Raw genomic sequence first — 10,842 nt, forward strand, 5'->3', positions numbered from 1 at the left:
GGCTTAGACGGAGCCGGTCCCGCTGCGCCCCCGCGGCGCACCCGCCCCCAGGCCGGAAAAGGACGGGTCAAGAACTCGACAAGGCCTCGAGCCTCTGCCTACCGCAGCAGCGCGTTGATTTTCGCGACGTCGTCTTCCGAGAGGATGCCCGCGGCCGCTTTCAGCCGCAGCCCCGACATCAGCGCGTCATAGCGCGCCTTGGCAAGATCCCGTTCCGTGGAGTAGAGCTGCTGCTGCGCGTTCAGCACGTCGATATTGATGCGCACGCCGACTTCATAGCCCGTCTTGTTCGCCTCCAGCGCGCTGCGGCTGGAAACCTGCGCCGCTTCCAAGGCGCGGACCTGGGCAAGGCCGGCGTTGACGCCTTGGAAGGCGACGCGGGTGTTCTGCACGGCGGCGCGGCGCGCCGCTTCGAGATCGTGACGGGCTTTCTCCGACAGGGCCACGGCTTCATTCACGCGCGCGCTCGTGCCCAAGCCGGAGAAAATCGGCACCGATACCTGCACGCCTACCGAGCGCGTGGTGTAGAAATCGTTGACCACGTTCTGCCCGACCAAGCCGCGCGAGCGGCCGATGTTGGCCGTCAGGTCCACGGTTGGGTAGTGGCCGCTCTTGGCGATTTCAATGTCGCGCTTGGCGATTTCGGTGGCCAGGCTGGCTTGCGCGACGGCGAGGTTGTTGGCGGCGGCCTGCTGCGTCCAGGCTTCGAGCTTGGCGGGCTCCGGCGCGGGTACCTTGACCGACTCCGGGAGCTTGGCCAGGGTGTCGGGCGCCTGGCCGATGATTTGCTGCAGGGCGCTGGTGCGTACCGTGAGCTCGGATTCGGCCTGGATCTCCTGCGCCACGGCGAGGTCGTAGCGTGCCTGGGCTTCGTGCGTGTCGGTGATGGTGGCGGTGCCGATCTCGAAGTTGCGCTTGGCCGCTTCGAGCTGCTCTTCGATGGCTGCCTTTTGCGCGCGGATGAAGGCGAGGTTGTCTTGCGCCGCCAGCACGTCGAAGTAGGCCTGGACCACGCGCAGGATGAGGTCTTGCCGTGCCTGCGCGAGCTGTGTTTCACCGATGGCGAGCTGCAGCTTGGACTGCTCGTAGTTTTGCCAGTTGGCCCAGCGGAAGAGCGGCTGCGTCAATTGCAGCGTGTAGCTCTCGCTGGTGTACTGCACCCCCGGCAGGCGCGTGGTGGAGGCTTCCGCGCGGGTGCCCGTCAGCCCGATCGAGGGCAGCAGCCCCGCGCGGGCCTGCGGGAGTTTCTCCAGAGTTGCCGTGTATGCGGCCCGCACGGAAGCGAAGGTGGCGTCGTTGGCCAGCGCGGCTTGGTAGGCTTGCGCAAGGTCCAAGGCCGCGGCCGGGGAAAAGTATGCGCACGCGCTCAGCAGAGCGCATAGCGTCGGGACGTACAGCCTTGCGCGTGTGGGCAGCACGGAGACTCCGGTCAGAATTTGAACTTGGAGATAGTCACGCCACGCAGGGGTTTGACCAGCGTTTCGAACAGCGAGGTGGTTTCGAACGTGGCGGCCGTGGTGCGGGTGATCAACAGTGCGGTCATGATCGGGTTCTGGCCGACGATGATCGCCAGGCGGCCGCCCACGCGCAATTGGTATTTGAGGCTATCCGGCACTTCTGGCACCGAGCCCGTCACGAGGATGGCGTCGTATTCCGTGGAGCCCCAGCCCTTGCTGCCGTCGCCGACCTGCACCGTGGCGTTGGCGATGCCGGCGCGCTTGAGGTTGGCCTGGGCAAACGAGGCAAGGCGGGGAAGGATTTCCACCGAGGTGACGGTTTGCGCCATGCTGGCCAGCAGGGCGGTGTGATAGCCCGAGCCGGTGCCGATTTCGAGCACGCTGTCGCTGGGCTTGAGCGCCAGTTCCTGCAGCAGCCGGGCTTCCACCTTGGGAGCGAGCATGCATTCGCCGCTGTCGTAGTCGTCGAAGCGCAGCGGAATCTCGGTGTCGACGAAGGCCAGGGAGCGCATCGACGGCGGTACGAAGTCTTCCCGCTTCACCTTGAAGAGCAGTTCCAGGACGTTCTGGTCGAGAACATCCCACGGGCGGATTTGCTGTTCCACCATGTTGAAGCGGGCTTGTTCGACGTCTGGAAAAGTGGCTGCGTTCATGGTAGATAATTAGGAATTAACGAAAACCGTAAGAAAACGGGCAATTTTAACCGGCCTATGGCCGTACGGCCTGCGCGGCGATCGCTAGTCTAGCAATATCACAGGATTCAGGGGCGGCCTGCCAACTCATTATGTATGCTCCTACACCTGGGCCGCGCCCCACGACGCAGGCTCCTGCTGTCCCGACCACGGGGCGTGCGCGGTTCCTCGCCGCACTCGCCTGCGGCCTGATCGTCCTCATTGCCGTCTCCGCGGCGGCGTTGGTCAACAATTTGCATCAGCGCGCCATCGCCGCGAAATCGCGCGAATTGACGAATCTGGCGATGGTCCTCGCCGAAGAGGTCGAGCGCACGTTCGAGGCGGTCGAGGGAGCGCAGCAAGATATCGCCGACCGCATCAAAGAGCGGGGCGGCCACACGCATGACGCCTTCGTGCAGTTGGCCGGCAGCAGCGAGATCGTCGAGTTGCTCGAAACCAAGGCCAGCAGCCTGAGCTACGTCGATGCGCTGTCGGTGGTGAGCCGCGACGGCGTGTTGCTCAATTCCTCGCGTCCCCAGTCGTCGCCGTACGTGGATCTCTCCGGTAGCGAGTTTTTCCGTTCGCTGCACCGCAATGGGCAGGCGGAGACCTTCCTGAGCCTGCCTTACCTCAGCCCGGCCTCTGGCCGATGGACGATTTATTTTGCGCGCAAGGTGCGCGATGCCGAGGGTGCGCTGCTGGGCATGGCGGTGGGCAGCATGCCGACGGCGTACTTCGAGGAGTTCTACGAACAGATCAAGGCCGGTGAGCAGACCGAGATCGCCATGTATCGTTCGGACGGCCATCTGCTGGCGGGTCATCCGCTGCCGCGGCAAGTGATCGGCAAGCGCCTGATGGCGCTGCACGAGGGCGATCACGGCTTGCCGGTCATGCGCGAAGGCAAGGCGGTGGAGATGACGAGCACGGTGGACGGCGTGCGACGCCTGGCTGCGGTCGCCGTGCCCTCGGCGTATCCGGTCGTGCTGCAGGTTAGCGTGCCCGTGTCCACCGTCGTGGCGAGCTGGCGGGAAGATGCGTGGGTCATCGTCGGCGGCGCGACCTTGCTGTGCATCATCATCGGCGTCTGCTTCATGCTGAGCAGCCGGCAGCTGAGGAACCAATACGAAATCGCGCGCGCCGCCTACGACATGGCCCGCTGCGACACGCTAACCGGGCTGCCGAATCGCTTGAGTTTCATCGAAACCCTGTCGCGCAGGCCCGAGCCACCTGATGGCGCGCAGACGGCGCTGTTGTTGATCGACCTCGACGTTTTCAAGGACGTGAACGAGGAGCTGGGGCAGGACGTGGGCGACCTCGCGCTGAAGAAAGTCGCCCAGCGCATCCAGGCAGCGACCCGGCCTGAGGATTTCGTCGCGCGCGTGGCGGGCGACGAGTTCGCGGTGGTGCGCCATGCTTCCGATCCGGAGTCCATCGGGGTGCTGGCGGCATCCCTCATCGCCGCCATCGCCGAGCCCTGGTACGTGCGCAATTACCGGATCGTCCTGAGCGCAAGCGTCGGGGTTGCCTTGTCCAGGCCGGGCGATGATGCCGACGCGCTGTTGAACCACGCCGAAACGGCGCTGCTGTGCGCGCGCGGGGAAGGGCGGCGCCGGTGGCGCATGTTCGAGAAGAGCATGGATGCGGCGCAGGCGACGCGCCGCGTGGCCGAGACGGCGCTGCGCGAGGCGCTGGAGCGGCATGGGTTCGAACTGTATTACCAGCCGCTCGTGAACACCCAAACGGCCCGGTTGGAAGGCTTCGAGGCCCTGCTGCGCTGGCGTGAGCCACGCCTTGCCGAGCTGGGCGCCCCGCAGGTGATCGCGGTGGCGGAGGAAACCGGCCTGATCGTGCCGCTGGGCAAGTGGGTGCTCGACATGGCGTGCGCCGAGGCCGCCAAGTGGCCAGGCAACGTGCGCGTGGCCGTCAACGTTTCGGCATGGCAGTTTCGCAGCGGAAAATTGCTGGACCACGTGCGCGGCGCGCTGAAGGCCGCGAATTTGCCTGCCGAGCGCCTCGAGCTCGAGATCACCGAGACTGTGCTGCTCCAGAACACGGCCTACGTGCACAGCACGCTGGACGAACTGCGCAGCATGGGCGTGCGGATCGCGCTCGACGATTTCGGCACCGGCTACTCCTCACTGCTGTACCTGCGCCGGTTCCCCGCCGACCGCATCAAGATAGACATGGCTTTCGTGGCAGGCATTTGTACGAATCCGGAGTCCGCGCGCATCGTGCAGGCCATCGTCAACCTGGGCCACAGCCTGGGCATGCAGACCACGGGCGAAGGGGTGGAATCGCAGGCGCAGTGGGACCAATTGCGCATGGCCGGGTGCACCGAGATCCAGGGGTATTTCGTGGGGAGGCCGTGTCCGGCCGAAGAGGTGCGGGTGTTCTTCGAAAAGTACGGCGTCGAAGAGAAACTCGCCTAGGGGCAGGCGCGCGCCGCGGCGCGGCCTTGGCCCCCGTAAGGCTTGGCCTCAGAAGGGGTTGGCGACTGTGGTGGTGTGGCACACCACTGGCGGCTTGGCGAAATACTCGCCCACCAAGGCCCGCCAGGCCTTGAAGTCTTCCGAGCCGCGAAAGTGCACGGTGTGGTCTTCCAGCGTTTCCCATTGCACCACGAGCAAATAGGTATTGGCGTCTTCCAGCGTCTGCTGGAGCTGCATGCCGTGGCAGCCCTTGGCCCGCTGGAACAGCGGCGCTGCCGTCTGGACGCCGGCTTCGAATGCTTCTTGCGTGCCCGGTCGGATTTCGATCTGCGCGATTTCGTAAATCATGGCGAGCCTCTTGCAGGGAGGGCGGTTGCAGGGAGAGCGGGCCCTTATGTTACCCGCCTTCGCGCACGGCGGGCGCCGGGCAAGCTTCGTGCAAACGGCTCATGCCGCCCCGCCCCGGACGGACGGACGGCACACTATACTTGGCGGCATCAGCCGCCGTGAGGCGGCGTCGTCCATTTGCACGAGGTTTTCATGTCAGCCGCTAAACCCATTCCCAAGGCACTTACTATCGCGGGCGTCGATCCGTCCGGCGGCGCAGGGGTGCTGGCCGACATCAAGGCGATGAGCGCACTCGGCGCCTACGGGTGCGGCGTCATCGCGGCACTGACCGCGCAGAATACCCACGGCGTGACGGGCGTGCGGCCCGTCGAGCCCGCGTTCGTGGCGCAGCAGATCGATACCTTGTTCGCCGACGTGCCGGCCGATGCCGTCAAGATCGGCATGCTGGGCAGCCGGCCGGTGACCGAAATCGTCGCCGAACGCCTTGCGCACTGGAAGCCGCCCTACGTCGTGCTCGACCCGGTCATGGTCGCGAAAAGCGGCGACTCGCTGCTGACCCGCGATGCGGTCGGCGCGCTGCGCGAGGCCTTGCTGCCGCAAGTCACCATGATTACCCCGAACCTGCCCGAGGCCGGCGTCTTGCTCGAGCAACGCCCCGTGGACACGGTCAAGGAAATGCGCCGCGTGGCCGAGCGCCTGCGCGAGCAGCTCGCCCATAGCGGCGAGCGCTGGGTGTTCCTCAAGGGCGGCCATTTGCCCGGCGACATGGCCATCGATTTGCTGCACGACGGCGATCGCATGATCGAACTGGCTGCGCCGCGCATCCACACCCGCAACACGCATGGCACGGGTTGCACCCTTTCGGCTGCCTTGGCCGCGTTGCTGCCGCAGTGCCAAGACGTGCCGGAAGCTGCCAAGCGCGCCAAGCATTACCTGACCGAGGCCATTCGGCACGCGGACAGCCTGGGCGTGGGCTCGGGCAACGGGCCGGTGCATCATTTCCATCAGTGGTGGTAGGAGCTGGCTTGCCCGGGACGATCGGAAACGCCATGGCCGGGTTTCTCGATCTTCCGATGCGCCACTTCTGCGGTAACCAAGCCGAGGAAGATCAAGACCGCGCCGACGAGCCCCAGGCCGTACGGCGTGACGATCCGGATCATGGCGGCCCCGAGCACGCCCGACGCGGCGACGGCGAGGTAGATCGTCGAGGCGTTCAACGCGATCAGGATGGGCGCGCGCGTCGGGGCGATGCCGATCAGCCGGTGCTGTTGGGGAACGATCAGGCCCCAGCCGCACAGCCCCCATGCGACGAGGGCCGCGATGGAGGTCGGCAGTGCGGCGCTGGATAGCGGCATGAGTGCGAAGTCGATGCCCACGGCGATGATCGCCATGTTGATGATCCAGCGGCTGCCGAACCGGTCGGTCAACGCGCCTGCGACGAGATTGCCAAGCGTGGCCGCCACGCCCCAGATTGCGATCAGCATGGCGAGGATGTCGCTGCGGCCGTCCGTCGCGCGCTCGAATGCCACGCTGGCGTAGCTATAGACGGTGTACAGCCCTGCCAATACGAGCAGGGTCGTTCCCAGGGTCCAGGCCACGCGGGGGTCGAGTAGCGGGGCAAGGCGTTCGCCCAGGGTCAGCTTAGCGGTTCCCACGAGCCGGGGAAGTGCGAGGGCGATGCCCGTGCCCGCGAGGAGGCCTAGGCCGGTGACCCACCACATGGTCATGCGCCAATCGCCCAGCCCACTCACGAGCGTCCCGATGGGGGCGCCTAGCGCGGTAGCGCCGCTCAAGCCAGCCATGACGACGGCGAGCGCGCGCCCCCGCTGTTCGGGGGCGACCAGGGCGGCCGCCGCGGCGCTGGCTGCGGGCGTGTAGAGCGCGCCACCGGCGCCTGCCAGGATCCGGCCCGCCAACCCCATTTCGAAACTGGCTGCCAGCGCAGTCAGCGCATTGCCGAGCGTGAACACGAGGAGCCCGCTTCCCAATACGAAGCGGCGCGGCCAGTGCGACGTCCAGGCGGCCATGACGGGCGTCATGATGGCGTAGGACAGTGCATACGCCGTGATCATTTGCCCCGCGGCGTCGATGCCGACACCGAAATCCTGCGCAATCTCGCGCAGGATGCCGGCCATCACGAAGCTGTCGGTGCCGATGGCGAAGGTGCCCAAGGCGAGGGTGAGAAGTCGGAGGTTCATGGCAGTTCCGTTATGTCGTAACAATAATGGTTACATCAAGGGGCGCAAAAAAACCTTGCCTGGCGGGGTGTTCGTTCCTTTATTTCCGCCTGCTTGGGGACTCCTTGGAACGCTTCAGTATCTGGGCGAGCATGTCTTCGATGGTGATGCGCGCCATGTGCTCGTGAAGTACCTCGCCGAGCGATGCATAGACGCGGCTCAGCGCCGGTTGTATTCCGCAGCCAACGGGGCAGGCCGGATTGGGGCGGGACGCATGCAGGGCGAACAACGGCGCGTCTTCCACCGTGCGATATACGTCGAGCAGGGAAATGGCCTGCGGGGCACGCGCCAAGGTCCATCCTGCATGGGCCCCGCGATGGCTCTTGACGAGGCCCGCCTTCGACAATCGCCCGAGGATGCGCCGGATGACGACGGGATTGGTGTTGACGCTTGCGGCGATGCGGTCGGACGTGACCGGGTCGGGGTTGTTTCTCGCCACGAGGGACATCCACGCCAAAATGTGTATTGCGATCGTCAGCCGGCTGTTGGAACTCATGAAAAGGCCCGCGGGGTGTTTTGTCGTAACTATATTGGTTACGTCTAGGCTGGGTCAAGCCCTTGCATGTGAGGGCAGGGCCCGATTGGCACGCCGCGGCGCCTTGGCCGAGGCGCGCCGGAAGTGGTATGGCGGTTCGGGTCCGGATGGACGCGCCGTCGATAGGCGGTTAGGATTCGGCAGTCCCGGAGTTCGTCGTTCCTCTTTTCCCTGCATGCATCTTTCTGAGCTTCTTGCCGAGGTCCGTCCGCACGTCGAAGCGAACTTCCGTTCACCGGGGGGCGACTGGCCGGCGTGCACCCTGTTTTTCTCGGTTTCCGATGGCACGTCCCGCGCGCGCGTGCGCCACGCCAGCGCATCGGATTTCGCCAGCGCGTGGCTTGCCGGCACCGAGAAGCTCGAACAGTTGGTGCGGCGGCGCGGCATGCAAGTGCGCTGGCTGCGCATCGATTGGGTGGAGGGGGTGCGGGAGACGACCATGAAGGCATGGTCGGAAGAGCTCGCCAAGACCAAGCGGAACTATTACCGCTATGGCGTGGCGCTGGACCGCGGGCTCAAGATCGCCTTCCTGGAGCAAGAGCTCAACGGCAACGCCATGCTCTATGGCGGCAACGAGGTCGCGCACGCCACGGTCAACCTGCATAACTTCAATGTGTATGCTGCCAATCGCTATGGCGCTGGAACCGAACTCGACCCCGGCAGGGACAGGGCGGTCTATGTGCTGTCGACGCGGGGGGTTTTTCGCGATGCGCTCGAGGCCCGAACCCATCTCTTGTACGGCCCGGGGCGCAACGCCGGGCGCAGGGTGCGTGACCGCCTGACTGACCAAGACGTATTCGAGCTGATCGAGCGCGGCGCCCTGTACCTCGCTTCGCAGGTCCAGGAGAGTGGCAAGTTCCATTACGGATGGCATCCTTGTTTCGACCGCCCCATCAACGCCTATAACAGCCTGCGACACGCGAGCACGACCTACGCCATGATCGAGGCGTGGGAAGTGACGCGCGATGAAACACTCAAGCAGGCCATCGATCGCTCGCTGTCTTATCTCACCACCAAGCTGATCGCACAGGCCGAGCTCCCGGACGGGCGCCGCGGCGCGTTCCTGGTCGATGGCTCTGAGGTCAAGCTGGGCGGCAATGCCGTATGCCTCCTGGCGCTGAGCAAGTATGCGCAGGTCACGGGCACCGATCGCCATCATGCGCTGATGGCGGCGCTGGCGGAGGGCGTCCTGTTCATGCAGGACCCGGCGACGGGCCGCTTCGTGCACGTGCTGAACTATCCGGACCTCTCGGTCAAGGAGCCGTTCCGCATCATCTATTACGACGGCGAGGCGGCGTTCGGGCTGATGCGCCTATACGGCCTGACGCGCGAGCCGCGCTGGCTCGAGGCCGTGGTCCGCGCGTTCGACTATTTCCTTTCCGCCGAGCATTGGAAGGCGCACGATCACTGGCTGAGCTATTGCGTCAACGAGTTGACGACTTACCGGCCGCAGGCGAAGTATTTCGAGTTCGGCATCAAGAACTTCGCCGATTACCTGGACTTCGTCCGGGATCGCATTACGACTTTCCCGACTCTGCTCGAATTGATGATGGCCGCCGAGACCATGTTGCAGCGGCTTGTCATGTACCCGGAGATGCGGCCGCTATTGAATGCGGTGGACCTCGATGCCTTCTACGAGGCCTTGGAGCGGCGCGCCCACTATCTGCAGAACGGGCATTTCTGGCCGGAGTATGCGATGTATTTCCGCAACCCGGCGCGCATCGTCGGCAGTTTCTTCATCCGGCACCATGCCTTCCGCGTGCGCATCGACGACGTCGAGCACTATTTGTCGGGGCTGGTGGCGTATCTGCGTTATCTGCAGGCCGGCGGGCGGGTGCGGGCGCTGCGCCTGCAGGCGGCGGCATAGGCGCCGCCTGCATTCTTCTCTCTTCTTCTAGCGAGGTTCAACGGCCCTGGGGCGCGGTGCCGGGGATGCTGCGGATGTTCAACGTCACGCGGCGGTTGGGCGCCAGGCATTCACGCAGCGCGGCGCCGCCGCGTACGCCCTGGCATTGCACGACGGGTTCCGATGCGCCGCGACCTTCGACGCTCACGCGGGAAGGCGAAAGCCCCTTCGAGACGAGGTAATCGCGGACGGCCTGTGCGCGCTCCAGGGAAATCCGCTGGTTGGCGGCAGCCGACCCTATCCGGTCCGCGTGCCCGACGATATGCACTTCATACGGCGCCGACTCCCCGCGCAGCGGCGCGATGGCACGGTCTAGCTCGGCCTGCCCCGCAGGCGTGAGGCGGGCGCTGTTGAAATCGAACAGCACGTCCGCCGCGATGGAAATGGTGCGCACGGGCGCGGGCGCAGGAACCGGGGCCGGCGCGGGCTTCATCGCGTCGGCGATCGCCTGGCATTGCGGACGGCGCCACATCGTGGACGTCACCGTATCCCGCGCGTCGAAATTCACCCGGTATTGGCAGACCAGGACGTTCTGGCCTTGCAGCGGCAGGGTCAGGTCGTAGTCGAACGCACGTCCGTTGGCGCCGGCTTGCACGGGCTGGCCCAGCGCATTGATCACGGTTTGCTTGGTCGCGCCCGGCCTGACTTGGGCGAAGCGATTCATGTCGAGTGGCTTGCCATTGCGCAGGAACTGAGAGGGCAGCTTGCCGACCTGGGCCTCGATGTTCTGGAAGCCTGAAGGGTCTTGCGTGATCTGTATCGGATCCTTGGGCTCTTCGCGCTTCTGGGGAGCAGAGCAGGCGGCAAGTGCCAGGGTGCCGACTAGGGCGGCTGCAACGGTAGTGATTCTCATGTGGTGTCCTTGTTCGAAGCCGGATGGAACAGTCAAGCAAGTGCCCGGGGGCATCGGCGGAATAAATCGAAACCGGCCTGCAGGAAGAAAACCGACGTGAGGTTATTCCACAAAACCGGGGTCCGATTAAATATTCGCAAGTTTTCGATTAATTGAAAAATGGGCGCATCTATTTTTTGTGAATATCACACTTGATGTTGGTCAGTTTACGGTTCGGTCCAATTTTATTTTCGTCATCATAATATTAGGCGCAAGGTTGGATTATGGTAAGCATCCGTAAGGATCATGCCGAAAATACGGGAAAACCATGATTCGCGCGCATTTGGCGTCGAGTAAGGTGGCGCGAAATAATTTTCCTCGGGCGAAGCTGGCGATTGTTTTTCGAAAATAGATATTCGCAATGCTT

At 64.7% G+C, this 10,842-nt stretch carries 9 protein-coding genes; 3 read left to right on the forward strand and 6 right to left on the reverse strand.

The genetic code is table 11. The features are described 5' to 3' along the window. Nucleotides 1-98: 98 nt before the first annotated feature. Together IRZ12_RS11110 and IRZ12_RS11115 are read right to left on the reverse strand one after the other, a co-directional pair. Nucleotides 99-1,397 carry a TolC family outer membrane protein gene (locus tag IRZ12_RS11110; RefSeq protein ID WP_296468370.1) on the reverse strand — a complete coding sequence of 433 codons (1,299 nt, stop codon included), beginning with the start codon at nt 1,395-1,397 and terminating at the stop codon, nt 99-101. Between the two features lie 32 nt (nt 1,398-1,429). After that, nucleotides 1,430-2,110 (reverse strand): protein-L-isoaspartate O-methyltransferase, encoded by a 681-nt coding sequence (locus IRZ12_RS11115; protein ID WP_296468353.1) that lies wholly within the window; start codon nt 2,108-2,110, stop codon nt 1,430-1,432. A 131-nt stretch (nt 2,111-2,241) separates the two neighbouring features. Between IRZ12_RS11115 and IRZ12_RS11120 the strand changes: the two genes are divergently transcribed. Continuing rightward, a complete protein-coding gene (locus IRZ12_RS11120) occupies nt 2,242-4,557 on the forward strand; it encodes an EAL domain-containing protein (RefSeq protein WP_296468355.1) in 2,316 nt (771 codons plus the stop codon). A gap of 48 nt (nt 4,558-4,605) precedes the next feature. Here IRZ12_RS11120 and IRZ12_RS11125 read toward each other — a convergent pair whose 3' ends face one another. Beyond that, complete coding sequence (locus IRZ12_RS11125) at nt 4,606-4,905, reverse strand: antibiotic biosynthesis monooxygenase (protein ID WP_296468357.1); 300 nt, start codon at nt 4,903-4,905, stop codon at nt 4,606-4,608. Between the two features lie 192 nt (nt 4,906-5,097). Between IRZ12_RS11125 and thiD the strand changes: the two genes are divergently transcribed. Further along, nucleotides 5,098-5,922 carry a bifunctional hydroxymethylpyrimidine kinase/phosphomethylpyrimidine kinase gene (gene thiD / locus IRZ12_RS11130; protein WP_296468359.1) on the forward strand — a complete coding sequence of 275 codons (825 nt, stop codon included), beginning with the start codon at nt 5,098-5,100 and terminating at the stop codon, nt 5,920-5,922. Here the strand turns inward: thiD and IRZ12_RS11135 are convergent. Together IRZ12_RS11135 and IRZ12_RS11140 are read right to left on the reverse strand one after the other, a co-directional pair. Further along, nucleotides 5,910-7,103: an MFS transporter gene (locus IRZ12_RS11135; RefSeq protein WP_296468361.1), complete on the reverse strand. Its 1,194-nt coding sequence runs from the start codon at nt 7,101-7,103 to the stop codon at nt 5,910-5,912. The genes thiD and IRZ12_RS11135 overlap by 13 nt on opposite strands. A 79-nt stretch (nt 7,104-7,182) precedes the next feature. Further along, nucleotides 7,183-7,638: an Rrf2 family transcriptional regulator gene (locus IRZ12_RS11140; RefSeq protein WP_296468363.1), complete on the reverse strand. Its 456-nt coding sequence runs from the start codon at nt 7,636-7,638 to the stop codon at nt 7,183-7,185. A gap of 214 nt (nt 7,639-7,852) precedes the next feature. Here IRZ12_RS11140 and IRZ12_RS11145 point away from each other — a divergent pair, with 214 nt between their 5' ends. Then, nucleotides 7,853-9,544, forward strand: coding sequence for a Mur ligase (locus tag IRZ12_RS11145; protein ID WP_296468365.1), 1,692 nt, complete (start codon nt 7,853-7,855; stop codon nt 9,542-9,544). Nucleotides 9,545-9,581: 37 nt separating this feature from the next. On the opposite strand, the gene IRZ12_RS11150 is transcribed toward IRZ12_RS11145, so the two are convergent. Then, nucleotides 9,582-10,436 (reverse strand): OmpA family protein, encoded by an 855-nt coding sequence (locus IRZ12_RS11150; RefSeq protein WP_296468367.1) that lies wholly within the window; start codon nt 10,434-10,436, stop codon nt 9,582-9,584. Between the last annotated feature and the right edge of the window lie 406 nt (nt 10,437-10,842).

This window comes from Pigmentiphaga sp., assembly GCF_019689535.1.
In the GTDB taxonomy this organism is placed as follows: domain Bacteria; phylum Pseudomonadota; class Gammaproteobacteria; order Burkholderiales; family Burkholderiaceae_B; genus Pigmentiphaga.